The 26303-nt window shown below is 74.2% G+C and carries 16 protein-coding genes; 14 read left to right on the top strand and 2 right to left on the bottom strand.

Going from position 1 to position 26303, the window contains the following annotated elements:
* Positions 1-220: 220 nt before the first annotated feature.
* From ACFVGY_RS19885 to hisC, 13 genes are all read left to right on the top strand, one after another.
* Entirely contained in the window at positions 221-1489 is a 1269-nt protein-coding gene (locus tag ACFVGY_RS19885) for an aspartate aminotransferase family protein (protein WP_385678947.1), read from the top strand.
* Positions 1486-2523: an inositol monophosphatase family protein gene (locus ACFVGY_RS19880; RefSeq protein WP_385678944.1), complete on the top strand. Its 1038-nt coding sequence runs from the start codon at positions 1486-1488 to the stop codon at positions 2521-2523. Before ACFVGY_RS19885 ends, ACFVGY_RS19880 begins: the two co-directional genes overlap by 4 nt.
* On the top strand, positions 2520-3572 hold the full coding sequence (locus ACFVGY_RS19875; RefSeq protein WP_385678942.1) for a zinc-binding dehydrogenase: 1053 nt from the start codon (positions 2520-2522) through the stop codon (positions 3570-3572). Before ACFVGY_RS19880 ends, ACFVGY_RS19875 begins: the two co-directional genes overlap by 4 nt.
* A complete protein-coding gene (locus tag ACFVGY_RS19870) occupies positions 3569-7750 on the top strand; it encodes an aminotransferase class III-fold pyridoxal phosphate-dependent enzyme (RefSeq protein ID WP_385678939.1) in 4182 nt (1393 codons plus the stop codon). Before ACFVGY_RS19875 ends, ACFVGY_RS19870 begins: the two co-directional genes overlap by 4 nt.
* A complete protein-coding gene (locus tag ACFVGY_RS19865; RefSeq protein ID WP_385678936.1) occupies positions 7747-8172 on the top strand; it encodes a nuclear transport factor 2 family protein in 426 nt (141 codons plus the stop codon). The genes ACFVGY_RS19870 and ACFVGY_RS19865 overlap by 4 nt, the downstream gene beginning before the upstream one ends.
* Positions 8169-14546: an amino acid adenylation domain-containing protein gene (locus ACFVGY_RS19860; protein ID WP_385678933.1), complete on the top strand. Its 6378-nt coding sequence runs from the start codon at positions 8169-8171 to the stop codon at positions 14544-14546. Before ACFVGY_RS19865 ends, ACFVGY_RS19860 begins: the two co-directional genes overlap by 4 nt.
* Positions 14539-15747, top strand: a complete 1209-nt coding sequence (locus tag ACFVGY_RS19855; protein ID WP_385678931.1) for a cytochrome P450 — start codon at positions 14539-14541, stop codon at positions 15745-15747. Before ACFVGY_RS19860 ends, ACFVGY_RS19855 begins: the two co-directional genes overlap by 8 nt.
* Positions 15748-15814: 67 nt before the next feature.
* A complete protein-coding gene (locus tag ACFVGY_RS19850; protein ID WP_385678928.1) occupies positions 15815-16027 on the top strand; it encodes a ferredoxin in 213 nt (70 codons plus the stop codon).
* Positions 16024-17460, top strand: a complete 1437-nt coding sequence (locus ACFVGY_RS19845) for an FAD-binding oxidoreductase (protein ID WP_385678925.1) — start codon at positions 16024-16026, stop codon at positions 17458-17460. Before ACFVGY_RS19850 ends, ACFVGY_RS19845 begins: the two co-directional genes overlap by 4 nt.
* Positions 17457-17609, top strand: coding sequence for a hypothetical protein (locus tag ACFVGY_RS19840; protein ID WP_385678922.1), 153 nt, complete (start codon positions 17457-17459; stop codon positions 17607-17609). Before ACFVGY_RS19845 ends, ACFVGY_RS19840 begins: the two co-directional genes overlap by 4 nt.
* Entirely contained in the window at positions 17591-18433 is an 843-nt protein-coding gene (locus ACFVGY_RS19835) for a TauD/TfdA dioxygenase family protein (protein ID WP_385678919.1), read from the top strand. Before ACFVGY_RS19840 ends, ACFVGY_RS19835 begins: the two co-directional genes overlap by 19 nt.
* Before the next feature lie 51 nt (positions 18434-18484).
* The gene (locus ACFVGY_RS19830; protein ID WP_385678916.1) at positions 18485-19795 is read left to right on the top strand and encodes an ATP-grasp domain-containing protein; all 1311 of its coding nucleotides are present in this window, start codon (positions 18485-18487) and stop codon (positions 19793-19795) included.
* Positions 19796-19852: 57 nt separating this feature from the next.
* Positions 19853-20917: a histidinol-phosphate transaminase gene (gene hisC, locus ACFVGY_RS19825; RefSeq protein WP_385678913.1), complete on the top strand. Its 1065-nt coding sequence runs from the start codon at positions 19853-19855 to the stop codon at positions 20915-20917.
* Positions 20918-20974: 57 nt separating this feature from the next.
* On the opposite strand, the gene ACFVGY_RS19820 is transcribed toward hisC, so the two are convergent.
* Positions 20975-22642 (bottom strand): putative glycoside hydrolase, encoded by a 1668-nt coding sequence (locus ACFVGY_RS19820; protein ID WP_385678910.1) that lies wholly within the window; start codon positions 22640-22642, stop codon positions 20975-20977.
* Positions 22643-22772: 130 nt separating this feature from the next.
* On the opposite strand from ACFVGY_RS19820, the gene ACFVGY_RS19815 reads away from it, so the two are divergent.
* Entirely contained in the window at positions 22773-23843 is a 1071-nt protein-coding gene (locus tag ACFVGY_RS19815) for a polysaccharide deacetylase family protein (RefSeq protein ID WP_385678907.1), read from the top strand.
* A 111-nt stretch (positions 23844-23954) separates the two neighbouring features.
* Here ACFVGY_RS19815 and gyrB read toward each other — a convergent pair whose 3' ends face one another.
* Positions 23955-25988: a DNA topoisomerase (ATP-hydrolyzing) subunit B gene (gene gyrB / locus ACFVGY_RS19810; RefSeq protein ID WP_385678905.1), complete on the bottom strand. Its 2034-nt coding sequence runs from the start codon at positions 25986-25988 to the stop codon at positions 23955-23957.
* Positions 25989-26303 lie beyond the last annotated feature (315 nt).

The following is a 26303-nucleotide window of genomic DNA, read 5'->3' as shown; positions in this document are numbered from 1 at the left end:
GCAAGATCAACACTTGGAGGGAACCCCTTGTCAGGTTCCATTCGAATGTGATCGGATGATCGCGAAGGCGCCGCCTCGAGAACCCTTCTGTAGCGGGTGAAGAATTCGGGCCGCCCCCACCGGCGATCACGCCGCATCCCCTTTTCCTGTCGTCGGACACGAGACCCCGTTCTCCGTCCGTACCGTGACGCTCTCGAAATGACCCGTGTGAGAGGGACCGATGGAAACCAAGGACGTAACCGACCACATCTATTACCCCGTCAGCGACTACAAGATGGCGCGCGGTGAAGGTGTCTACCTCTACGACGAGGACGGCAAGAGCTACCTCGACTGCGCCTCGGCCACCTTCAACCTGAGCTTGGGCTACTCCCACCCCGCCGTCGTCGCGGCCATGAAGGACCAGCTCGACAAGGTCGTCCACATCACCTCCTCCTACCAGAGCGACCCGGTGAACGGCCTGGTCAAGCGGCTGGTGGAGGTCTCCCCGGAAACCCTCACCAAGGTCCACCCCAAGGTCTCCGGCGGCTCCGCCGCGAACGAGGGCGCCATCAAGATGGCCCAAATGGCCACCGGCAAGTCCGAGGTCATCACCCTGTTCCGCAGCCACGTCGGGCAGACGATGATGATGACGTCGATGTCCGGCAACGCATTCCGCCGCGAGCCGTTCCCCAACCTCTTCCCCGGCAGCCTCCAGGTCCCGGACCCGTACTGCTTCCGCTGCTTCTACGGACAGAAGCAGGGCAGCTGCGGAATGATGTGCGTCGATCGGCTGGAGGATTTCGTCGACTACGCGAGTTCCGGCCGCGTGGCCGCCGTCCTCATCGAGCCGATTTCCGGAAACGGCGGAAACATCGTCCCGCCGGACGGTTACATGCAGAAACTGCGGGCCTTCTGCGACGAACAGAACATCGCCCTCATCTTCGACGAGATCCAGACCGGAATCGGCCGCACCGGGCACATGTTCGCCGCCCAGTACTTCGGCGTCGAACCGGACGCGATCACCACCGCCAAGGGCCTCGGCGGCTCGGGCGCCCAGGTCGCGGCGATCCTGACCAACGAGCGGCTCGCCGGACTCCCCGCGAACCACCACTCCTTCACCTACGGCGCCAACCTGCTGGCCGCTGCCGCCGCGAACGCCACCCTCGACATCGTGCGGCAGCCGGAGTTCCTCGCCAACGTCACCCGCACCGGCGACTACATCATGGAACGCCTCGACGACATGAAGCGCCGCTACCCGGCCATCGTGGACGTCCGCGGCGTCGGCCTCATGATCGGCTTCGAGATCGCCGAGGCCGACGGCAAGCCGGCCGTGAAGCTCACCAACCACCTCGCCACCAAGGCCATGGACCACGGCCTGATCCTGCGCACCTCGCGCTACGGCTACGGCAACGTCCTGAAGATCCGCCCCCCGCTGATCCTCACGATGGACCAGGCCGAGGAGATCTGCGACAAGCTGGAGAACCTGTTCCTCGCGGAGCTGGCCCGATGACCGAGACGACCCCTGCCCCGCAGACGTCCCCGGTGGCCCCGCAGACGTCCCCGGCGGCCCCGGAGCCCGGCACCCAGCCGATGAAGCGACTCCTCACCTCCCTCGGACAGTACGTCCGTTCCGAGCTCCTCGCCTACGAGGCCTGCGGCCGCGAGCGCGCCGTCCACGGCGACTCGCCCGGCGGCGACGCCCAGTTCGACGTCGACGAGGTCGCCGAGAAGGCCGTGCTGGACTACCTGCGCGCCCATGCCCACGTCCCGATGGCCCTCTACACCGAGGACGGCTCGTACGTCGAGCTCGCACCCGACCCCGAGGTCCTCCTTGTCGTCGACCCGATCGACGGCACCCGCCCCACCTCCGCGGGGCTGGAGATGGGCATGGTGTCCATCGCGGCCGCACCGTACGGCGATGGCACCCCGACCCTCGCCGACGTCAACGCCGCCTGCCTGGTGGAGATCAAGAGCGGCGCCTGGCTCTACGGCGACGACACGGGCGGACTCGACAGCGGCGGCTTCACCGCCCCGGTACCGCGGCTGAGCCGGAACACCGACCTGACCCGCATGTTCTGGTCGATCGAGTTCAACGGCCACCCCATGGACCTGATGACCCAGGCCTACGGCCACCTCGTGGACCGGTCAGCGAACACCGGCGGCATCTTCGTCTTCAACAGCAGCACCTTCTCCATCTCCCGCATCATCACCGGCCAGCTCGACGCCTACGCGGACATCGGCAACCGCGTCCTGCGCGACCACCCCGACACCGAGGAGGACTTCCTCCGCGTCGGCCGCGGCTCGATCCTGCACCTCTTCCCCTACGACATCGCCGCCGTCGTCTACCTCGCCCGCCGGGCCGGCGTGGTCATCACCGACGCCTATGGCGACGACCTCGGCAGCACCTCGCTGGTGGACCTCGGCCCGATGAACCAGAAGTCCTGCATCGCCGCCGCCACCCCCGAGCTGCACGAGCAGCTCCTCGAAGCCATCCGCTGGGACCTCGGGCGCGCCGCCGTCGCGTCCGCGACGGAGGAATCATGAAGGCCCTGACGCTCACCGCCGACCGCACGCTCGCCCTGGTCGACCACCCCAAGCCCGAGCCGGCTGCCGCCGACGACGTCGTCATCCGCGTCACCCAGAGCGGCATCTGCGGCACCGACCGCAGCGTCCTCGTCGGCAAGTTCCCGGCCGAGACCGGCGTGGTGATGGGCCACGAGGCCGTCGGCACCGTCGACGCCGTCGGCTCCGGCGTCACCCGCTTCGCCGTCGGCGACCGGGTCATCGTCAACCCGACCCTCTACTGCGGCAACTGCCCCACCTGCCTCGAAGGCCACTGGAACTTCTGTGGCCACAAGGCCGGCACCGAGGTCGGCCTCGACTACGACGGCTCCTTCGCCGAGTTCATCCGCCTCCCCGAGCTGTTCTGCCACGCCATACCCGACGGCATGGACTTCGACCGCGCCGTGGTCGTCGAACCGCTGGCCTGTGCCCTCAACAACATCGAGGCCGGCCGGCTCGCCGCGGGCGAGACCGCCGTCGTCGTCGGCGGCGGCCCGATGGGCGTCGTCACCGCCATGGCCGCCCAGCTCCACGGGGCCCGGGTCCTGCTCGTCGAACCCGACCCGGTACGCCGCCGGCTCGACGCCGAGGTCTTCGAAGCCCCCGAGTTCGGCGGCCGCGTGACCGTCCACACCCCGGACGACCCCGCGCTCGCCGAGCGAGGCGACCTCGTCGTCGACTCCGTCGGCAACCTGCTGGAGCAGAGCATCGGCTACGCCGCCATCCGCGGCCGGGTCGTCATCATGGGTTTCAACAGCAACGCCTCCGCCACCGTCCGCCCGCTGACCCTGCTCCAGCGCGGCCTGCAGATCATCGGTGCCGGCGACTACAACAGCATGATCTTCCCCAAGGCCATCGAACTGGCCCGGCAGCTCCCCCTGGAGCGGGTCGTCACCCACCGCTTCGCCCTCGCCGACCACGAGGAGGCGTTCAAGGCCCTCGCCGCCGTCCCCGGCACCGACTACGCGGCGCTGAAGGTCGTCCTCGTCCCTCCCCACCCGGAGGCTGCCCACCCGGAAGAGGCCGCATGAACCCCGCCGCGCGCCCGCGCCTCGCCGAGGCGCTCCTACCCGGCACCACACGGCCCGTGGTCGTCGGCGAGTACCCCTACTACCGGGCGCACCCCGACAACTGGGCCGCCAACCTGCGCGAACTGCGCAGCTTGGGCGTGGACGTCGTCTCCTGCTACCTGCCCTGGCGTTTCCACGAGACCGGCGAGGACACCGACCGCTCCTTCGACTTCACCGGCGCCACCGACCCGCAGCGCAACGTCGTCGGACTGCTGGAGCTGGCCGCCGCCGCCGGACTGCGCGTCCTGCTCAAGCCCGGCCCCTTCATCCACGCCGAGGTCCAGCTCGGCGGCCTGCCCGACCGGCTGTGCGGACCGGCCCACACCCCCTACACCGGCCTCGACGGCGCCGTCCTCACCTCGCAGGGCAAGCCGCTGCCCAGCCTCCTCGACGCCGCGGTCCGGGCCGAGACCGAGACCTGGCTGAAGGCCGTCGCCGACGAGGTGGTCGCCAAGGCCGCCGCCCCCGCCGGCCCCGTCGTCGCCCTCCAGCTCGGCAACGAGGGCACGTGCGGCGACGCCCACCTGCCCGTGGACGCCCAGGACGCCTCACCCGCCGCCCGCGAGGCCTTCGCCCGCTGGCTGACCGGCCGTGGTCTGTCCGACGAGGCCTTCCTGGCCGCCGCCGACGTCACCCGGTGGACCAGCGCCCTGCGCCGGCTGTGGTCGCAGTGGTCCGGCCACGCCATCGTCGAACTGTGGGACCAGATCTCTGCGTTGTTCCCCTCCGGCCCCGCCCGGCTGGCGAACGTGCCGCTGACCGCCATCACCGCCCCGCGCGCCGCCCTCGACGCCTGGGCCGCACGACAGCGCGCCATCCGGGGCTCCCGGCACCTGGTCGGGCACACCGAGTGGGTCGGCAACCCGGCCCGGGACCCCGCCGCCTTCGGCTCCCACCTGGCCGGGATCCTGCTCGGCGACACCGACGTGGTCGAGGCGAACTGGGGCTTCACCTGGACCGACGCCTCCTTCGCCCGGCCGGCGACGCCCGTCTTCAACGCGCTGCTCGCCCTCATGCTGGGCTCGACCACCGTCAGCGTCTACACCGCCTGTGCCACCGAGAACTGGGGCCCGCTGGTCGACATGGACCCCGACGGCCTGCGCTCCGAAGGCGTCGACCCCGCCCTGCACGCCCCGCCGTACAGCCCGGGGGCGCCGCTCGCCGAGACCGCCGGCCACCAGGCCAACGCCGCGGGCCTGCGCCTGCTGGCCGCGTTCCTCGAACGGTTCGGCGACCTGCTGCTCGCCGGCACCCCCGACCGCGACGGGGTGGTCCTCGTCGACCGCACCCTGCCCGAGGCCGGGGCCTGGCAGCGCACCGGCCGCACCCCGCTCGCCGAACTGGCCGACGCCGTGCACCGGCAGCTGGCCGGATCCGGCCGGCAGATCGGCCTGGGCTGGCTCGACGAGCACACCGCGGCGGCGCCCGCCGACTCCCCGGTGCCCGTCGCCGTCCTGCGGGCCGGGCACCCCGGCTCCGACCGCCCCGGCGAGCTCACCCTGCCCGCGGCCGAGCCCGCCGACGGCGAAGTCGCCGCGTTCGTCGCCGACTTCGCCGCAGGCCTCCCGGCACCCCAGGGGGCGCACTGGCGGACCGAGCAGGGCAGGGCGCGCGTCCTGAGCCGGAGCGGCCCCGACGGCGTCCGCATCATCGGTGCCTTCAACCCCACCGACGGCGAGGACCGCATCACCGGCACCACCACCGGCACCACCGGCGGCGCCGACTGGACGCTGCGGCTGCCCGCCGGCGCGGCCGCCGTCGCCGTCGCCCGCGGCCTGCCCCCTGCGGGGCCCGCCCCACGCCCATCCCCGATGCCCTCCCGGCAGCCCGTGGCCCCCGGCCCACGGGACTCCTCCCACGAGCGAGACGGCGCCATGCAACCCACCACCCCTGCCGCACCCGGCCCCGAATCCGCACCCGGCCCCGCATCCGCGCACGCCCCGGACCCCGCACCCGCCCCGGACCCCGCGCAGGCCGGCGGACCCGTACCGCACCTGCGCCCGGCCGGCCCGCAGACCCTTGCCGTCCTGGACGACCTCATCTCCCGGGAACGGCCCGTCTTCGCGATGCCGTCCTGGTTCGTCACCGCCGAATCCGCCCAGGCCGGCCACCTCGTCAGCGAGTTCGTCCGGGAGCTCGGCGGCCGCCCGCCCGGCACGGCCTACCGCAGCTTCTTCGCCAACTCCCGCTACGAGGCCCTCCACGGCGCCGTCAAACTGCTGCGCCACCGGGCCGCCGCGACCGCCGCCCACCACCGCGGCCGCGTCCTCGTCCTGGACCCCGACGGCACCCTCGCCCGCCGCGCCGACCCGCTCGGCGAAGGCCCCGACCGGGCGCTCGCCCCCGGCCTGATCACCCACGCCACCGTCGACGGCCTGCGCGCCGCCCTCCGCGGCACCGCCGTGTGCGGGCTCGTCGTCCGCGCCCCCGAACGGCTCGACGGGGCCGCGCTGACCGCCGTCGCCGAGACGGCCCGCCGCGCCCGCGCCACCGGCGCCCGCATCGTCGTCGACCTGAGCGACCTCGACCCGTCCACGCCGACGGATCCCGCCGTCACCGCGCTGCGGCCCGACCTCGTCGTCCTCGGCGAGTCCCTCACCGGCCACGAGGTCCCCTTCGGCGCGTTCACCGGCACCCCCGACACCTTCGCCCCCTGGTCCACCCCGCAGACCGGTTTCCTGCACTCCAACACCTACGGCGGCAACACCGTCGCCATGCGCGCCGTCATCGCCCGGCTGCTGCCCCGCTGGGACGACGCCGCACCCGTGCACCGGGTGCTCGCCGCGGCCGCCGCCGACCGCGCCGCCACCCTCGACCTGTACGCCCGCCACGTGAACCCCATGGCGGCCCGCATGCAGCGCAAGCTGCACGGCGCGCTCAACGTCGTGCGCGCCAAGGGCTCCAGGATCACCGTCCGCCTCGACTCGGGCCGGGAACTCGACCTCGTCGACGGCCTGTGCGGCGCCGGCCTCGGCGTGGCCGGTCACAACCCCGCCGACGCCCTCGGCGACGTCGTCCGCGCCCACGACCCCGCCGCCCGCGACCACGTCCGTGAACTGGAGCGGGCGCTCGCCGAGGAGACCGGCCTGCCGCGCACCTTCCCCGCCGTCAGCGGCGCCTCCGCAGTGGAGAGCGCCATCACCCTGGCCCGCCTCGCCCGCCCCCGTCAGCGCCGCATCGTCGTCTTCAAGCACAACTACGGCGGCAAGACCCTCGTCTCCCTCCTCGCCACCGCCGCCGAACGCACCCGCGCCCCCTTCGGCCCCCTCTACGACGACATCCGCTACATCGACCCGTTCACCCCGCACGCCGTGGACGAGTTCCGTGCGGAGGCGGCCGCCGGGAACATCGGACTCGTCTGGATCGAACTGGTCCACGGCAGCTCCGACGCCTACGGCCCGATCCCCGGACCGCTCCTCGACGCCGTCACCGAGGGCCGCACGGAGCACGGCTACCTCGTCGGCGTCGACGAGGTCCTCACCTCCTACTACCGCTGCGGCACCCGCTTCGCGCACCACGGCCGGCTCCCCGACATCGACCTGATGAGCCTGTCGAAGGCCCTCAGCTACGGCTGCTTCCCGACCGGCGCCGCCCTCGTCTCCGAAGAGGTGTACGAGGCCGCCCGCCGGACGAACCCCCGCCTCGTCGAGGAGCTGCGCACCCACCACGCCCACGCCCTGGGCGCCCACTTCGCCCTCCAGGCCATCTCCCGGGTCGACGCCATCGGCCTGCCCGAACGGGTCCGCGCCCTGTCGGACACCGTCCGCTCGGGCATCGCCGCCCTGGACACGGGGCCGCAGGGCGTCGTCGGCCGCCGCTTCGCCGAGGGGCTGCTGGGCCGGCTGGAGCCCCGCGTGCCCGGCCCGCTCGCCAGGTTCGTGGACCCGCAGGGGGAGGCGATGACGTACGCCCTCATCCTCTGGTGGATCACCCGCGCCCGCGCCTTCGTCGTCTACGACGTCTTCCTGCTGCCGCTGACCGCCACCGAGCGGGAGGTCCGCCACGTCATGCGCGGCGCCCGCCGGCTCTCGCGCACCGGGCCGGCCCGGCTCCTCGCGCACGCCGCGCTCTTCCGCCTGGGACAGCGCCTGTCCCGGGCCCTGTCCCGCACCCCCACGCCCCCCAGGAGCACACCATGAGCACGCAGAACGTCGACGTGGTCCGCCGGTTCTTCCGGCTCTTCGAGGAGGGCCGGCTCGCCGACATCGAGCCGCTGCTCGCTCCCGACTTCGAGTGGGTCTACCACGGCCCGGCGGCCCTGCCCTGGGCCGGCGTCTACCGGGGCGTCGCCGGCTTCCGCGAGTTCTTCGCGATCGTCCGCGAGCTGATCCAGGTCCAGGAGTGCGAGCCGTACGACTACCTCGACGCCGGCGACCGGGTCGTCGTGCTGGGCGTGAGCCGGACCCGGGTCCTCGCCAACGACGCGCGCTACGAGGCCCAGTGGATGAACGTCTTCACCGTCCGCGACGGCCTCATCTCCCGCTACCTGGACCTCTACGACACCGCCAGCGTCGTCGCCGCCCTCGAACGCGACCCGCAGGAGGTGAGCGCAACCCCGTGAACGCCCCCGCCGCCACCCCTGCCCCCGCCCCCGCCGGCACGCTCGGTGCCGCCTTCGCCGACGCAGTGCGCAATCACCCGCGCCGCACCGCCCTCGTCCAGGGCGCAGTCCGCACCGACTACCGCGGCCTGGCCGCCATGGCCGCCGCCGTCGCGGGCCGGCTCGCGGGCCGGGTGGCCGCCGGCGAACCCGTCGGCCTCTGCGCCCGCCGCTCGCCCGGCACGATCGCCACCCTGCTCGGCACGGTGCTCGCCGGCGGCGCCTACCTGCCGCTGGACCCCGACGCCCCCGACGACCGGATCCGCGCCCTCGCCGCCGGCAGCGGCCTCCGTACGCTGTTCGCCGCCGAGCGGGACCTGCCGCGGCTGCGGGCCGTGCTGCCGCCCGGCGTCACCGTCCTCCCCGTGGACGAGCGGATCCCGGAGCCGTCGGGTGCCGGGGCGGCGGCCAGGCCGGTGCTGGACGCCGCCCCGGTCCGGCAGCGCCCGAGCTCCCTCGCGTACGTGATGCACACCTCGGGCAGCACCGGCACGCCCAAGGCGGTCCAGATCGAGCACCGCTCGGTCATCGCCCTCGCCAAGGCGCCCGAGGCCGGCCTCGGGCCGGACGACACCGTGCTCCAGCTGGCCCCGCTCCACGTGGACCCCTCGGTCTTCGAAATCTGGGGCGCCCTGCTGAACGGCGCCCGCCTCGTGCTCCCGCAGTCCGACCGCCCCGGCGTGCACGAGATCGGCCGGGAGTGCGCCCGGCAGGGCGTGACGGTCCTGCGGCTGGCCGCCCCGCTGTTCCGGCTGGTGATGGAGCACGCCGCGGCCGACCTGCGGGGCCTGAGGCTGTGCATCTCCGGCGGCGACCGCGCCGACGCGGACGCGGTGCGCACGGCGCTGCGCGAACTGCCGGGATGCCGGATCGTCAACGGCTACGGGCCGACCGAGACGACCGTGTACGCCTGCTGGCAGGTCTTCGACGGGCCGGACGACTGGGACAGCGGCTGGCGGCAGGTCCCCATCGGCCGCCCGTTCGCCGGCGCCACCGCGCACGTCCTGCGCCCCGACCGCACCCCGGCCGCTCCGGGCGAGGAGGGCGAACTCTGCATCGGCGGAACCGGCGTGGCCCGCGGCTACCGGGGCCGGCCCGACCTCACCGCGCAGCGGTTCGTGCCCGAGCCCGGCCGTCCCGACCGGACCGCCTACCTGACGGGCGACCGCGTCCGGCTGCTGCCCGACGGCGGGCTCGCCTTCCTCGGGCGCTTCGACGACCAGGTCAAGATCCGCGGGCACCGGGTCGAGCCCGCCGAGACCGAGCGGGCGCTCCTCGACCACCCGGCGGTCCGCGAGGCGGTCGCGGTCCCGTACGGCCCCGCCGGCGCCCGGCGGCTCGCCGCCTACGTGGTGCTGGCGCCCGGCGGCGTCCCGGAGGGGGAGGCCGGGGCGGTCCTCACCGCCCACGCGGCCCGAACCCTGCCCGCCCCGGCGGTTCCCGCCGCCGTCACCGTGCTGCCCGAACTCCCGGCGACCGCCAACGGCAAGCCGGACCGCCGGCTCCTCGCCTCCCGCGCGGACCGCGCCGACGCGGCCGCCCGCGCCTGCGCACCCACCGCCGACCTGCCGACACCCCCCGGCGCCGCCCGGACCGCGCACGCCCCGGCCGCGGCGGGGGACGCCGGGCGGGCCGTGGCCGCGCACTGGGAGGCCGTGCTCGGCCGCAGCACCGGACCCGACACCGACTTCTTCGCCGCGGGCGGCGACTCCCTGGCCGCCATGGCGCTCCTGGCCCGCCTGGAGCGCCACCACGGCACCGCGCTGACCATGGCCGAGCTGTTCGCCGCCCCGACGATACGGGCCCTGGCGGCCCGCGTCGCCGCAGCCGCCCCCCGCGACGCCGGCCTGCACACGGACGCGGGCCCGGACACGGGCACGGACGTCGGCCCGGAGTCGGCCCAGCAGTCGGCCCCGGAGTCGGCCCCGGACGTCGAACAGCCCGCCGAACGGCTGCCCCTGACGCCCGGCCAGCAGGGCATGTGGTTCGAGCAGGAGGCCGCCGGGAACGCCGAACGCTACGTCATCGGCCGCGGATTCCACATCGAGGGGCCGCTCGACCTGCCGCGGCTGCGGCACGCCCTGACCCGGCTGGGGGAGCGGCAGGCCGCCCTGCGCACCGTCGTCCGGCGCGACGCGGACGGCTGGCACCAGAGCCTGTCCGGCGACCCGGGCGCCGAACTGCACCACCACGACCTCACCGCCACCCCCGCCGACCGGATCACTGCCCGCGCCCGCACGCTGGTCGCCGAACACCTTGCGGCCGGGCCCCGCACCGACGGCACCCGCCTCCTGCGCACCCTCGTCCTCACCTTCGCGGAGGACCGCAGCCTGGTCCACTTCGCCGTGCACCACGCCATCGCCGACGACTGGTCCCTCGACCTCTTCCTCACCGAACTGTCCGCCCTGTACGCCGACCCGGCCGCCGCCCTGCGGCCCCTGAACCCGGCCTACCCCGACCACCTGCGCCGCGCCCTCGCACCGCGGCCCGCACGCCTCGCCGCCGCGACCGCCTTCTGGCGGGACGCCCTCGACGGCGGTGCCGCCGCCCTCGACCTCGTCACCGACCGCCCCCGGCCGGCCGTCCTCAGCGGTTCCGGAGACCGGGTGCGGCTGCGGATCGGCCCCGAGCGGCTGGCCCGCCACGCACGGGCCGCCCGCCGACACGGTGTCAGCCCGTACATGCTCCGCCTGGCCGGGGTGTACACCCTGCTGTCCGCGCACGCCGAACGCGACACCCTCACCCTCGGCACCCTGGCCGCGGGCCGGGACCGGGCCGGGGCGCAGGACCTCGTCGGCTGCTTCGTCAACCTGCTGCCCGTACGCATCGAGGCCGGCGCCGAAACCGCCGTCGCTGACCTGCTGGCCCGGGTCCGCGCCGCGTGCACCGGGGCACTGGACCACCAGGACGTGCCGTTCCAGGCGGTCGGCCGGGAGCTGTCGCCGACGACGGCGGGGCGGGCGGCCGTGCCCTTCCAGGCCGTCGTCAACCACCGGCAGGGCAGCCCGCGCCCGCTGGAACTGCCCGGCACCCGGGTCGCCCCCTGGGACGCCGGGGAGGACCCGGCGCGCGCCACGTTCGAGCTGGCCTTCACCTTCGAGGAGGCGGGCGGCGGCCTCGACCTGGAGGTCGAGTTCAGTACCGACCTCTACACCCGCGCCACCGCCCGGCGCCTCGCGGCCCAGCTGGCCGCCGTGCTCGACCGGCTCGCGGACGGCGACGGGCCGCTGCGCGAGGTGACGCTGTTCGAACCGGGCGAGGAGGAGCGGCTGCGCCGCGCACCCGAACCCGCCCCCCGGGGCGCCGACACCACACTGCCCGCGCTGTTCGCCCGGCAGGCCGCCGCCCGCCCCCACAAGACGGCCGTGACCGGCGGGGGCGTCCGCCTCACCTACGCCGAACTCGACCGGCTCTCCGACGCCGTCGCCGACCGGCTCGCCGCCCGCGGCATCCGGCCCGGCGACCGGGTCGCCGTCTGCCTGGAACGCTCCCCGCTGCTCGTCTCCACCCTCCTCGGCGTGCTGAAGGCCGGGGCCGCCTACGTGCCGCTCGACCCGGCGTACCCGGCGCAGCGGCTGCGCCACTGCATCGAGGACGCCGGCGCCGGGGCGCTCGTCTGCGCCAAGGACACCGCGGACGCGCTGCTCCCGCCCGGCCCGCCGCACAGCGGGCGCGCGGCCGGCCGCCCCGGCCCGCCGCCGGTCCTGGACGTCGAAGAGCTCACCGCCCTCGGTGACGCCCCCGACGGCGCCCCCGCCGCCCCCGCCGCCCCCGCCCACGGCCGTGCCCCCGGCGCCGGCTCCCCCGCCTGCGCCGATCGCGACGCACCCGCCTACCTGATCTACACCTCCGGCAGCACCGGCCGCCCCCGCGGCGTCGCGGTCCCGCACCGGGCGGTCGCCAACACCCTCCTGGCGTGCCTGGACCGCCACCCCTTCACCGCGGACGACGTATGGCTCCAGCTGACCTCACCCGGGTTCGACGTGGCCGCCTTCGAGCAGTTCATGCCGCTGGTCTCCGGTGCCACCCTCGTGTACGCCGACGACGCCACCCGCGCCGACGGTACGGCCCTGACCCGCACCCTGCGCACCGCCGGCGTGACCGTCATGGTGACCGTCCCCTCGCTGCTGCGCGCCATGGACCGCCCCGACCTGGCCGGCGTACGGGTCCTCCTCGTCGCCGGCGAGCCCGCGGACGTCCACGACACCCGGCACTTCGCCTCGCAGGGCCGCACCGTCGTCAACGGCTACGGCCCGACCGAGGCGGCCGTCCTCGCCACCACCCACCGGGCGCACCCGGGCGACGACCGCGCCCGCGTACCCGTGGGCACCGCCCTGCCCGGCACGGCGGCCCACGTCGTCGACCGGCACGGGCGGCTCGCCGCCACCGGCGTCCCCGGCGAACTGTGGCTCTCTGGCGCCGGCCTCGGTGACGGCTACCGGGGCGACCCGGACCGGACCGCCCAGCTGTTCACCACCCACCCGGCCCTCGCGCACGCCGGGCGCTGCTACCGCACCGGCGACCGGGTGCGGCGCCTGCCCGACGGCTCCCTGGACTACCTCGGCCGGCTCGACCACCAGGTCAAGCTCCGCGGGTTCCGCATCGAGCTCGGCGAGATCGAGGCCGCGCTGGCCGAGCACCCCGCGGTCGGCGGGGCCGTCGCCGTCCTGGTGGGCAACGGCCCCGACGCCCAACTCGGCGTCGGCTACGTCGGCTCCGCCACCCCGGAGCAGGCCCGCGCCCACCTGGCCCGGCTGCTGCCCGACCACATGGTGCCGCGCCTGGCCGTGCCCGTCCCGGCCCTCCCGACCGGAAGCCACGGCAAGGCGGACCGGCCCGCGCTGGCCGCCCTGCTGGCCGGCCACCGGCGCCGGTCGCAGGCGCGGGGGGCCGCCGCAGCCGCGTCCGTCCCGGCCGACGGGACGGAGCGGCGGCTGCTCGCCCTGTGGGAGGAGGTCCTGGACGGGCCCGCCGGCTCCCCCGACGACGACTTCTTCGCCCGCGGCGGGCACTCGCTGCGGGTCATCCGGCTCCTCGGCCGCATCGAGCGGGAGTTCGGCACCCGCGTGCCCGTCGCCGACTTCCTCGCGGCGCCGACCGTGCGCGCCGTGGCCCGCCGCCTGACCGGTTCCGGGCCGGCGGCCGGACCGGGCACCGCGCCGGTGGGCCCGGGCGACGCCCGCCTCGACCCGTCCGTGGTCTTCGCCGGGCGGCCCGGACCCGTCGATCCGGCCGACCCGGTGCTGCTGACCGGCGCCACCGGGTTCGTCGGCGCCCACGTCCTGGCCGAACTCCTCGACCGGACCACCGGACCGGTGCTCTGCCTGGTCCGGGCCGCGGACCAGGTCACCGCCCGCGAGCGGCTGGCCGCCGCGCTGCGCCGCCACGGGCTGCGGGCCGACGCCGCGGACCCGCGGATCCGCCCCGTCCCCGGCGACCTGGCCCTGCCGGGCCTCGGCCTGGCCGGCACGCCCTGGGCGCAGGAGGTCCGGCAGGCGGCGACCGTCCTCCACCTGGGCGCCGCCGTCCACCACGTCTCCGGCTACCGGCACCTGGAGGCCGCCAACGTCCGCGGCACCGCCGAACTCCTGCGGATCTGCGCGGAGGGCCGGCCGGCCCGCTTCCACCACGTCTCCACCCTCGGCGTCTTCCGCGACGGCCCGGCCGGGGCTCCACCGCGCACCGTCACCGAGGCCACCTCCGCGGCCGGGGAGCGGCATCCGCGCGGCCGCGGTTACGCGGCCGCCAAATGGGCCGCCGAGCACCTCGTCGCACAGGCGGCCGCCCGCGGTGCCGACACCCGGATCCACCGGCTGGGCCGGGCCGGCGGCAGCACCACCGGCGCCGTCAGCGAGGACGACTTCCTCAGCCGCCTCCTCACCACCTCCGCCGCCCTCGGCTGCCACCCCGACGACCCGCGCCTGGCCACCGACGCCCTGCCCGTCGACACCATGGCCCGCGCCCTGACCGCCCTGGCCCTCGCCGGCGGCCGGCCCGGCGCCGTCCACCACCTGCACCACCCCCGGCCCACCCCGCTGGCCGACCTGATGGCCGTACGCGACCGGCGCACCGGCCGCACCACCCCGGCCGTGCCGCTGCGCACCTGGCTGCGCCGCCTGGACGACGCCGAGGCCGCCGGCACCGCCCTGCCCGCGCTCGCCTACCGCGAGCACCTGCGCGACCTCCGCGACCACCCGGCCGCGGGCCGCCCCCACTTCCGCAACGACGCCACCCTCGCCGCCCTGCACGCCCTCGGCATCACCGCGCCCGCCCTGGACGACGCCCTCGTCGGCCGCTGGTGGCAGACCCTCGACCGGAGCACCCCCGATGACTGACCCGACCGCGGAACCGCACTACCCGATGGACCGCCAGTGCCCGTACGCCCCGCCCCGGGAGGCCACCGCCGTCCGGGAGGCGGGCACGGTGCCCCGGGTGACCCTGTGGAACGGGGTGCGGCCCTGGCTCTTCACCCGCTTCGACGACGCCCGCACGGTCCTGTCCGACCCGCGGTTCAGCGCCGACAAGAGCCGCCCCGGCTACCCGCTGTCCAGCGCCGTCGCCCTCGCCGAGACCGCCGTCGAACCCACCCTCCTCGTCATGGACAACCCGCAGCACGACGCCGTGCGGCGCCTGGTCCTGGGCGAGTTCACCGTCAAGCGGGCCGAGCGGTGGCGCCCCGCCGTGCGCGCCGTCGCCGACGACTGCATCGACCGCATGCTCCAGGGCACCGAAGCGGACCTCGTGGCGGACCTGGCCCTGCCGGTCGCCCTCACCGTGATCTGCGAGTTCCTCGGCGTCCCGGTCGAGGACCGCGACCTGTTCCGCACCCTCACCCACACCATGAACGTCGTCGCGGGCAGCACCGAGAGCGCGGCCACGGCCCGGCAGACCCTCCAGGACTACCTGGAGGACCTGGTCGCCGACCACGAACGGCACCCGCAGGACGGCTTCATCGGCCGCATGGCCGCCCGCCACCTCCCCGACGGCACCATGACCCGCCGCCAACTGGCGGCGATGGCCCTGCTCCTGCTGACCGCGGGACACGACACCACCGCCAACATGATCTCCCTGGGCGTGCTGACCCTGCTGCGCCACCCCCGCAGCTTCGCCGCCCTCAACACCGCCGGGGAGAACACCCGGATCGCGGCCGACACCGTCGAGGAACTGCTGCGCCACCTCTCCGTGGTGCAGCGCGGCATCCGCCGCATCGCCGTCGAGGACGTACCCGTGGGCGACCGGCTGGTCCGCGCGGGGGAGGGCGCCATCGCAGCGATCAACGTGGCCAACCGCGACCCGGAGCGCTTCCCCTCCGGCGAGGAGTTCGACCCCGCCGCCCGAGCCCACGGCCACCTCGCCTTCGGGTACGGGCCCCACCAGTGCATGGGCCAGTCCCTGGCCCGCGTCGAACTCCAGGAGGTCTACGCCGCCGTGGCGCGCCGGATCCCCACCCTGCGCACCGCCGTGCCCGAGGAGGAGCTCCGCTTCAAGTCCGACATGGCCGTCTACGGGCTCCACGCCCTGCCGGTGACCTGGTGACCGGGCGCCCCCACGGCACCCGTCGCACCGCCGCCCCGATCCCCCCGCCCCCGAAGGAGCCGACCCGATGAAGGTCACCCTCGACCCCGAGCGCTGTGTCGGCGCCGGCCACTGCGTGCTGTCAGCCCCCGAGGTCTTCGACCAGGACGACTCCGACGGCGTCGTCCTGCTCCTCGACCCCGAGCCCGGCGAGGACCTCGCAGCGGCCGTCCACGAGGCCGCCGACCTGTGCCCCGCCCGCGCCATCCTCGTCGCCGCCGCCGACGGGAGCCCGGCGTGACGGCCGCCGACGTCGTCGGTGCCGACGTGGCCGGCGCCGACCTGGCCGCCGCCCTCCGCGCCGCCGTCGGCGACCACGGCCTGGTCACCGACCCGGACGCCACCGCCGGATACGCCCGCGACATGATGCCGCTGGCCCCGCACGGCCGGCCGTACGCGGTCGTGCTGCCCACCACCACGGAGCAGGTGCAGGCCTGTGTACGGGCCTGCGCGGCGGCCCGCGTCCCGATCGTGCCGCGCGGCGCCGGCACCGGCCTGACCGGCGCCGCGAACGCCGTCGACGGCTGCGTCGTCCTCGTCACCACCCGGATGGACCGGATCATCGAACTCGACCCGGACAACCGGCTCGCCGTCGTGGAGCCCGGCGTCATCAACCAACGCCTCAAGACGGCCGCCGCCGCCCACGGCCTGTACTACCCGCCCGACCCGTCCAGCCTGGAGACCTGCACCCTGGGCGGCAACCTCGCCACCAACGCCGGCGGCCTGTGCTGCGGCAAGTACGGGGTCACCGGCGACTACGTCCTCGGCCTGGAGGCCGTCCTCGCCGACGGTTCGCTCCTGCGCACCGGCCGCCGCACCGTCAAGGGCGTCGCCGGCTACGACCTGACCCGCCTCCTCGTCGGCAGCGAGGGCACCCTCGGCGTCATCACCCGGGCCACGCTCGCCCTGCGGCCGCTGCCCGCCGCCCCCGGCACCGTCGTCGCCGCCTTCGACTCCGTCGCGAAGGCCGGCGCCAGCGTCAACCGGGTGGTCCGCGCCGGCCTGGTGCCCTCCCTGATGGAGATCATGGACGCGACGTCCCTGCGCGCCTCGTCCGCCCACCTCGGCACCGACCTGGCCGGCGCCGACGACCAGGCCCTCCTGCTGTGCCAGACCGACGCGGCCGGCTCCGTCGGCGAAGCCGAACTGGACCGTCTGGAGAAGCTGTTCCGGCAGTCCGGCGCCGTCTGGACGCACGCCACCCGGGACGCCGCCGAGGGCGCCCTGCTGCTGCGCGCCCGCCGGGTGAGCCTGACCGCCCTGGAGGCGCAGGGGGCCTGCATGACCGAGGACGTCGCCGTGCCCCGCACCCGCATCGCCGAACTCATCGAGGGCTGCGCGCAGATCGGGGACACGGCGGGCCTGACGGTCGCCGTCGTGGGCCACGCCGGCGACGGCAACATGCACCCCACCGTGCTGTACGACCGCCATGACGACCGCGAGCAGGCCCGCGCCCGCACCGCCTTCGACGCCATCCTGGACCTGGCCCTGTCCCTCGGCGGCACGATCACCGGCGAGCACGGCGTCGGCAAGCTCAAGCAGGACTGGCTGGAGCGGGAGATCGGACCGGTCGGCCTGCGCGTGCACCGCGCCGTCAAGGCGGCGCTCGACCCGGCGGGGCTGTTCAACCCCGGCGGCATGCTCCGCCCGGCGGGAGACCCGGACCGGCCATGACCACCACCACCCGGCGAACCGTGGCCGGGTCCGCCGCAGACCGTACGACGGGCCCGCTCTCCGGCGGCGTCAACCGCGCCTCCATCGCGGCCCCCCGACCGGCCGCCCACACCTGGCACAAGGAGCACACGTGCACAAGCGCGACCTGACCCCCTTCATCGGCGTCGAGTACACGGGCCTCACCCCCACCGAGCTCACCCGCCCCGAGGTCTTCGACGACGTCCTCGACTCCCTGCACCGGCGCGACCTCGTCGTCGTGCGCGGCATCGACCTGACGCCGCAGCAGCAGATCGCCGTCGCCGCCCGCCTCGGCCGGCCGGTCCCCTTCCTGCTGGCCGACTGGCGCCACCCCGAACACCCCGAGATCCTCGTCTCCTCCAACGAGCGCAGGGCGGGCCGGCCCGTCGGGATCGAGCGGGTCGGGCACTTCTGGCACCAGGACTCCTCCTTCGAGGCCGACCCCAGCACCTACACCGTCCTGCACGGGGTCAACGTGCCGGGGGACTGCGGGCACACCGTCTTCGCCAGCGCCGCCGACGTCCACGACCGCCTGCCGGCCCACTGGCAGGCCCTCCTCGCGGACCGGATCGGCCTGCACACCCTCACCAAGCAGCAGCGCATCGCGCCCGAGCACGTCGGCCTGTCCATCGCCGAGGTCCAGGCCCTGGTCGCCCGCCAGTACCCGGCCGTGCAGCACCCCGTCGTCCGCCGCGACCCGCACACGGGCCGCCGCTTCCTGTACGCGGCCCGCGCCTACACGGACCGGGTCGTCGGCCTCGACGCCAACCAGAACGAGGCGTTCTTCGACCTCGTGGACACCCTCCTCGCCGACCCCGAGCACACCTACACCCACCACTGGACGCCGCACGACCTGCTGCTGTGGAAGACCGCGACCACCTACCACGTCGCCACCGACGTGCCGCCCGGCGTCTCCCGGACCGTCCACCGCGTCAGCGTCGCCGCGGCCGCCTGACCGCCCCGCCGCCCGCCCGTCCCGCCCCCTCCCCGCAGAAGGAATCCGACCATGGCAGCCGCACCCGCCGAGCCCGACCCGCCCACCGCCCACCGGCCGGGCGGCCGCGCCCCCGTCGGCGTGGTCGTCGACGGCTACTCCGTCGGCAAGTACCTGCCCGCCGCGTTCCGCAGGCTCGGCGCCGACGTCGTCCACCTCCAGAGCACCCCCGAGTTCCTGGACTGCGTACCGCCGCCGGACCTGCGCCCCTACCTAGCCAACATCGTCCAGGACCCGTCCGATCCCGCACGCACGGTGCGGGAGCTGGCCGCCTTCGGCCCCTGCGGGGTGCTGCCCGGCCAGGAGACCGGCGTTCCGCCCGCCGACAGGACGGCGGAACTGCTGGGCCTGCCCGGGAACCCGTCGCTGACCTCCGCGGTGCGCCGCGACAAGTACCGGATGATCGAGGCGCTGCGCGCCGCCGGCATCCCCTGCGCCGACCAGCTGAAGTCCGACGACGCCGGCGAGGTCCTCGACTGGGCCCGCCGCAACGGCTACCCGGTGGTCGTCAAGCCGCTCAGCTCGGCCTCCACCGACAAGGTCTCCGTCTGCCGCGGCCCCGGTGAGGTCCGCGCCGCGGTCGCCGAGATCCTCGGCAGCCGCGACATCTTCGGCCGCCGCAACACCGAGGTGCTCGTCCAGTCCTTCCTCGACGGCACCGAGTACATCGTCGACGCCGTCCGCGGCCCGGCCGGCAGCCGCCGCGTGTGCGGCGTCTGGCGGTACGAGAAGACCCTGGCCGGGACCCGGCCCGTCTACGACCGGGACGTCCTCCTCGATCCCGGCGCCCCCGAGGTCGAACCCCTCGTCGGCTACCTGGACACCGTCCTCGACGCCCTGGACATCCGCTTCGGCGCCGCCCACGCCGAGATCATGCTGACCGCGGCCGGACCCGTCCTCGTCGAGGTGGGCGCCCGCCTCGACGGCCTCATGGACCCCGGCCACCACGACTCCTGCCTGGACGGCAACCAGGCCGACCTGCTCGCCCTGGCCTGCGTGCGCCCCGACGAGTTCACCCGCCGCCACCCGGGCGACACCCTGTACCGCAAGCACCGCGAGGGGATGGTCGTACACGTGCAGACCACCCGCCAGGGGGTGGTCGAGGCCGTCGACGAGGACGCCCTGGCCGCGATCACCGCCCTGGACACGGTGCACCTCGCCGTGCCCCGCCTCGCCCCCGGCGACCGCATGCGGCCGACGACCGACCTGCTCTCCAGCCCCCTGCGGGTCTTCCTGACCGGCGACAGCCCGGAGCAGCTCCTCGCCGACCACCGCCGCATCCGTCGCATGGCCGACGCCGTCTTCCGCCTCGCCCCGCACTGACGGGCCGCCCCGCCCCGCCCGCCCTTCCCCAGCCCCTTCCCGCCCCCGAGGAGCCCCATGGGTCCTGCGATCCGCGGCGACCTGGCCGCCGTCCCGGACTACAACATCCCGGCGACCGCACCCGACGCCATCCTGCTCAACTCCAACGAAGGCCCGCTGCCGCCGCCACCCCACGTGGTCGAGGCGATCGCCCGCGCGGCCGCCGAGGCCCACCGCTACCCGCAGTGGTTCTCCGACACCCTCACGGACCGGCTCGCCCGCGCACTGGGCGTCCCCGAGGCGGGCATCGCCGTGGGCTGCGGATCGGTCGGCCTCTGCCGCGACCTGGTCCAGGCGTTCTGCGCCCCCGGGGACGAAATCGTCTGCGCCTGGCGGTCCTTCGACGCCTATCCCGTCTTCGCCCGCGTCGCCGGCGTCCGCACCCGCACGGTCCCCCTCGACGCCGCACACCGGCACGACCTGGAGGCGATGCTCGACGCGGTCACCCCGGCCACCCGGATCGTCTTCGTCTGCAACCCCAACAACCCGACGGGCACAGCAGTCGGCGCCCGCGAGCTCGGCGCGTTCCTCGACCGGCTGCCCGAGCGGGTCCTGGTCGTCCTGGACGAGGCCTACCGCGAGTTCGTCGACGACCCCGCCGTGCCGGACGGCATCGAGCTGGCCCGGCACCGCCCGAACGTGGCCGTCCTGCGCACCTTCTCGAAGGCGTACGCGCTGGCCGGCGTCCGCATCGGCTACTGCGTGGCGGCACCGTCCGTGGTGTCGGCCGTCCACAAGGTGGCCGTGCCGTTCGCGGTCAGCAGGATCGCCCAGGCCGCGGCCCTCGCCGTCCTGGACCGCCCCGAGGAGCTGCGCGACGGTACCGCTCAGGTGGTCCGGGAACGGGCCCGGCTGACCGAGCGCCTGCTGCGCGACGGGCATCCGGTGACGCCCTCCCAGGCCAATTTCGTGTGGCTCCCGCTGGGGCGGCACGCAGCGGAGTTCGCCGGGTTCTGCGCCGAACAGCGGGTGCTCGTCCGCCTCTTCCCCGGCGAGGGGGTCCGCGTCACGATCGGGCTGCGGGAGGAGAACGACGCCTTCCACGCCGCAGCGGCCCGCTACCGGCTGCACCCCCCTGCCTGAGGTCGCCCCCCGGAACTGCTGTGGGAGGAGAACCTCAGACAGGTACGGCCGGCCCCGTCAGCGCGTGGCGATCCGCGGGAGTGCCGCGCCCTGGTAGCGGGCGCCGGCGTTCCAGAGGATGAAGGAGTTCATCTTGTTCGCTGCCGCAGCCTTGATCTGTTCGGCCACCTCAGCCGGCCCGTAGGTGCTGCCCATCGAGAAGTCCTGCAGCCACGGGATGATCTCGGTCTGCGTGCCCTTCGCCTGGCGGGCGAAGTCGGCGAGCGAACGCTGCACGATCGCGTACGGGGCGGTGTCCGGCTCTGCGACGCCGTACTCTCCCGGCCCCCAGTGGGACGGGTAGACCATCGGTGCGATGTAGTCGCTGACCTTGACCAGGGAACCGATGTCCTGTGCGATCTCGGTGGGGCGGGTCGCGGCGATGCCGAAGACCGAGACGCCGAGGTACTTGGCGTGCGGACGCAGCGCGGTCCGGGTGTCTGCGACGAACGAGGTGATGGACTGCTCGGGCGTGGCGGTACCGATGCCCGGGAAGCGCATGTCCGTCAGTGGGCCGTCCGGTCGGCGCACGTAGTCGTAGAGGATGTCGTCGAAGCCGAGCCGAGCCGCTTCGACGGCGAGGTCCTGGTTGTACTTGCGGACCGTGGGGTTGGCGAAGTTCGTGAAGGACAGGGCTCCGTAGTGCCCGCCGTCGTAGGGTTCTCCGTCCGGGGTCAGCACGAGCTGGTCCTGCTTGCGGGACTTCCAGGAGGCCGAGGCGAGCTTGGGGTCGCGGAAGGCCACGATGCGGCCGATGGCCTGGGCGCCGGCGGCGTGGATCTCGGCGATCGCCTTGCGGGCGTCGTAGTAGCCCTTGGCCGCGCCGATCTGGCGGGCCAGCGGCACCTGCGACGCGTACCCGACCTCGCCGTCCTCGTCCTTCACGTCCAGCTCGACGGCGTTGAGCTTGCCGGCGCGGACCAGAGCGAGGATGTCGCCGCGCAGCGTGTCGTCGCCCCAGCCGATGGCCGTGATGTGCGCGGCCCGGATCATGGGGCGGCGTCCCCGGGCGGACACGTCCTTCGTGGTGGTGTTTCCGGCGCGGTCCACGGCGGTGACCCTGACGAGGGGTGTGCCCTTCGGCACCGTGACCTTGAAGGCGCCGGCCTTGTCGACGGGGACCCTTTTGCCGTTGACGCTCACGTGGGCGTCGGTGGAGGCGCTGCCGGCAAGGGTCACCGGGGTGGCGTTCTTGACCTGGGGGTCGGCCACCTTCAGCTCGGGAGCCGTGGCATCGACAGTGAAGCCGACGACCTCGCGGTACGAGGCGAAGGGGAGGCTGCTGTCGCCGGTCACCACCAGGGTGTGCCGGCCTTCCTTGAGCTGCGGGAGGACGAGTTTCAGGCGGGCGCCCTCGGCCGTGACGGGGACCGCCGCACCGTCCAGGGTGACGCGCAGCTCGTCCCTACCGCCGGCCGCGTCGGCGGCGAGGTAGGCACTGACCCGTGCCGCCGCGCGCCCGTTGAGGACCACGCCGTCGCTCACACCCTGGATGCGCGGACCCGGCGCGAGGAACGTCCAGGCTCCGACGCCCGCTCCGGCCAGTGCGACCGCTCCGGTCGTCGCTATGAGGGCGCGCCGATGGGCCGAGCGCCGCAGACGGAGGGAGGGGCTGGAGTGCGACATGCGTGTGGGGAACATCTTGAGGTCCTTCGTGCCGTGGGCGTGGGCCCGATGTGCCTGCATTCATTGCCGCTCCGTGTGCCGGTCGCCTCGTTCTGCTCAGATTTCACACGTACGGCCGCGATCGCTTCCGGCGCGGCGGCTACGCCATGCAGGGGACAGTGCGGTATGGGGGCTCCCGTCGCAGGTAGTCATGGCGCGACCCATCGCCATGGAGAGGCTCCTGATGCGCCACCCGCTCGCCCCGCTCGCCCCGCTCGCCCCGTTCGTCCCGCTCGGCGCCCTGGCGTGCGCCGCGGCCCTGCTCGCCACCGGCTGTTCCACGGGGCCGTCACCGTCCGCCGGGCCACGCCATGCTGCCGCGTCGTCGGCGGCCAGCCCCGTCGCCGCGAAGGGCCCGGCGGAAGTCGGTGCCAACGAACTCGGCCAGGTGCCGGTGCTGATGTACCACCAGCTCACCGAGGATCCGGCCAGCGTCTACGACCGCACCCCGGCCGATTTCCGGGCCGAGTTGGAGCGCCTCGCTCGGGAGGGCTACGTGCCGGTGACGGCACGGGACTTCCAGACGGGCCGCATCGACATCCCGGCGGGCACGCACCCCGTGGTCCTGACGTTCGACGACTCGACCAACAGTCAGGTGCGCCTCGGCCCGGACGGCCGCCCGGTGCCGGACACCGCAGTCGCCATTCTGGCGGAAACCGCGAAGAAGTACCCCGCCTTCAAGCCGGTGGCGACCTTCTTCGTCAACGCGGACGCCTTCTCGGCCACGGGCTCCGCCAAGGCCCTGGCCTGGCTGAAGGAGCACGGGCACGAGGTCGCCAACCACACCGGCCGCCACGAGAACCTGCGCTCCCTGGACCAGGCGGACGCCGCGAGGGCGATCTCAGCCGGCCAGGAGGCGATCGAGAGGGCCGTGCCCGGGACGCAGGTCACCTCGCTCGCCCTGCCCTTCGGCGCGATGCCCCGGCCGGCCGGGCTCGCCACGCGCGGAACGGGCTACCGATACGACGGCGTGTACCTCGTCGGGGCCAACCCGTCGGTCTCGCCGTTCGCGAAGGCCTTCACACCCGGCGCGATCCCCCGGATCCGCTCAGCGGGACACGACGACGAGGACGCCGAGTTCGGTTCGTCGCATTGGCTGGACGAGCTCGCTGCCGGAAAGAGCCGGTACACCTCGGACGGCGACCCGAACACCGTCGCCTTCCCGAGCGCCTCGCAGGACGAGCTGTCGCCGGCCTTCGCGAAGCGGGCGCGGCCGTACTGACCCGCGTCGGCAACGCAGGCGGCGACAGCACCCCCGACCCGACCCGAAGAACGTCCTGCACGACCGGGACCGGGTCGGGCGGCCCGGGGGCCGGGAGGCCGGTGCCCAGGGTCAGATGTCGAGGAAGCGGACGTCCTTGGCGTTGCGCTGGATGAAGTGGCGGCGGGCTTCGACGTCCTCGCCCATCAGGACGGAGAAGAGGTCGTCGGCGACGGCTGCGTCGTCGAGGGTGACCTGGCCCAGGACCCGGTGGTCGGGGTCCATGGTGGTGACGCGCAGTTCCTCGGCGTTCATCTCGCCCAGGCCCTTGAAGCGCTGGACGGAGTCGTCCTTGGTCCGGCGGCCGTCCTGCCGGCCCCGTTCCAGGAGCAGGATGCGTTCGCGGTCGGAGTAGGCGTATTCGACGTGGTCCCGGCTCCACTTGATCTTGTACAGCGGGGGGCGGGAGAGGTGGACGTGGCCCTCCTCGATCAGTGGGCGCATGAAGCGGAACAGGAAGGTCAGCAGCAGGGTGTTGATGTGCTGGCCGTCGACGTCGGCGTCCGCCATCAGGATGATCTTGTGGTAGCGGAGTTTGGCGAGGTCGAAGTCCTCGTGCACGCCCGTGCCGAGCGCGGAGATGATGGCCTGGATCTCCTGGTTGTGCAGGATCCTGTCGATGCGGGCCTTCTCGACGTTGAGGATCTTGCCGCGGATCGGAAGGATCGCCTGGTATTGCGGGTTGCGGCCGGATTTGGCCGAGCCGCCGGCGGAGTCTCCTTCGACGATGAAGACCTCCGACATCGCCGGGTCGTTCGACTGGCAGTCGGACAGCTTGCCCGGCAGCGCCGCCGTCTCCAGCAGGCCCTTGCGGCGGGTCAGGTCGCGCGCCCTGCGGGCCGCGACCCGGGCCGTGGCCGCCCGGACGGCCTTGCGCACGATGTCCGCGGCCTCGTTCGGGTTGCGGTCGAACCAGTCGGTCAGATGCTCGTGGACGATCTTCTGCACGAACGTGCGCGCCTCGGTGTTGCCGAGTTTGGTCTTGGTCTGGCCCTCGAACTGCGGCTCGCCGAGCTTGACCGAGATGATCGCGGTCAGGCCCTCGCGGATGTCCTCGCCGGAGACGTTCGCGTCCTTTTCCCGCAGCAGCTTCTTCTCCCGCGCGTAGCGGTTGGCCACGGTGGTCAGGGCCGTGCGGAAGCCCTCCTCGTGGGTCCCGCCCCGATGGGTGTGGATCGCGTTGGCGTAGGAGTACACGCTGTCGGTGTACTGGCCGTTCCACTGCAGGGCTACCTCGGCCGACAGCAGCCGTTCCGGGTCCTCGGCGGCGATGGTGATGACCGAGGGATGGACCGGCTCGCCCTTGCGGGCATTGAGGTGGGCGACGAAGTCGGTGATGCCGCCGTCGTAGCGGTAGGAGACCGTCTTCGCTGCCGGGTCCGAGCCGGCGTCGTCGGCCGCGGCCGTCGCGCGCGCGGCAGGCCGTTCGTCGGTGAGGGTCAGGGTGAGCCCGCGGTTGAGGAAGGCCATCTCCTGGAAACGCCTGGCCAGCGTCTCGAAGGAGTATTCGGTGGTCTCGAAGATGTCGCCGTCTGCCCAGAACGTCAGCGAGGTGCCCGTGCGGGGGGTGGCCTCATGGCGGGCCAGTGGGGCGGTGGGAGCGCCGTCCCCGTAGTCCTGCGTCCACCGGTAGCCGTTGGTCCAGATCTCCGCCGACAGCCGGGTCGACAGGGCGTTGACCACCGACAGGCCCACACCGTGCAGTCCGCCGGAAACGGCGTACCCGCCGCCCCCGAACTTCCCGCCCGCGTGCAGCACGGTCAGCACCACCTCGACGGCCGGCCGCTGCTCCACCGGGTGCATCCCCACCGGAATGCCACGGCCGTTGTCGACCACCCGCACGCCGCCGTCGGCCAGGATCGTCACCTCGATCCGATCGGCCACCCCCGCCAGTGCCTCGTCCACGGAGTTGTCCACGAGCTCCTGCACCAGGTGGTGCAGCCCCCGCTCCCCCGTGGAGCCGATGTACATCCCGGGCCGCTTGCGCACGGCGTCCAGGCCGTCCAAGACAGTGATCGCATTGGCGTCGTACGACGCCGCCCCCACGTGGCCGGGCTGCGGGGATTCGGGGGTACCGGTGGCGGCGCGAGTGTCGTAAGTGGTCACAGATGCTCTCTTTCGGGCATGGCAGACCGCGCTCCCGCACCACGGTGCGGGAGCGGCCGGACAGCTGGCGGAGACGGTGCGGGCAGCCCGAACAGGGCCCCGGAGGCTCAGGGGCCTCGGGGCTGTTGACTGCCGGGACGCTGTCCAGGATACCGGGGGCGCCCCTCACCGGAGGGGCGAAAATGCCTCCATGTGCCGCCGTGCGGCCCTAAGTTCACGAGATTCAATCCCCCCCCACCTCGACTCCGCGAAGAAGCCGCAGGGCGCCCCTCAGGAGCTTTCTTGGTGCCTTGCCGCACAGAGCCCCAGGCGCTA

Source organism: Streptomyces sp. NPDC127106 (genome assembly GCF_042677605.1).
Classification (GTDB): Bacteria; Actinomycetota; Actinomycetes; order Streptomycetales; family Streptomycetaceae; genus Streptomyces.
This window is presented reverse-complemented; position numbering and strand designations above follow the sequence as displayed.

Coding starts and splice junctions, on each gene's coding strand:
- ACFVGY_RS19885 (WP_385678947.1), top strand. CDS start 221: ATGGAAACCAAGGACGTAACCGACCACATCTATTACCCCGTCAGCGAC.
- ACFVGY_RS19880 (WP_385678944.1), top strand. CDS start 1,486: ATGACCGAGACGACCCCTGCCCCGCAGACGTCCCCGGTGGCCCCGCAG.
- ACFVGY_RS19875 (WP_385678942.1), top strand. CDS start 2,520: ATGAAGGCCCTGACGCTCACCGCCGACCGCACGCTCGCCCTGGTCGAC.
- ACFVGY_RS19870 (WP_385678939.1), top strand. CDS start 3,569: ATGAACCCCGCCGCGCGCCCGCGCCTCGCCGAGGCGCTCCTACCCGGC.
- ACFVGY_RS19865 (WP_385678936.1), top strand. CDS start 7,747: ATGAGCACGCAGAACGTCGACGTGGTCCGCCGGTTCTTCCGGCTCTTC.
- ACFVGY_RS19855 (WP_385678931.1), top strand. CDS start 14,539: ATGACTGACCCGACCGCGGAACCGCACTACCCGATGGACCGCCAGTGC.
- ACFVGY_RS19850 (WP_385678928.1), top strand. CDS start 15,815: ATGAAGGTCACCCTCGACCCCGAGCGCTGTGTCGGCGCCGGCCACTGC.
- ACFVGY_RS19840 (WP_385678922.1), top strand. CDS start 17,457: ATGACCACCACCACCCGGCGAACCGTGGCCGGGTCCGCCGCAGACCGT.
- ACFVGY_RS19830 (WP_385678916.1), top strand. CDS start 18,485: ATGGCAGCCGCACCCGCCGAGCCCGACCCGCCCACCGCCCACCGGCCG.
- hisC (WP_385678913.1), top strand. CDS start 19,853: ATGGGTCCTGCGATCCGCGGCGACCTGGCCGCCGTCCCGGACTACAAC.
- ACFVGY_RS19820 (WP_385678910.1), bottom strand. CDS start 22,642: ATGCAGGCACATCGGGCCCACGCCCACGGCACGAAGGACCTCAAGATG.
- ACFVGY_RS19815 (WP_385678907.1), top strand. CDS start 22,773: ATGGCGCGACCCATCGCCATGGAGAGGCTCCTGATGCGCCACCCGCTC.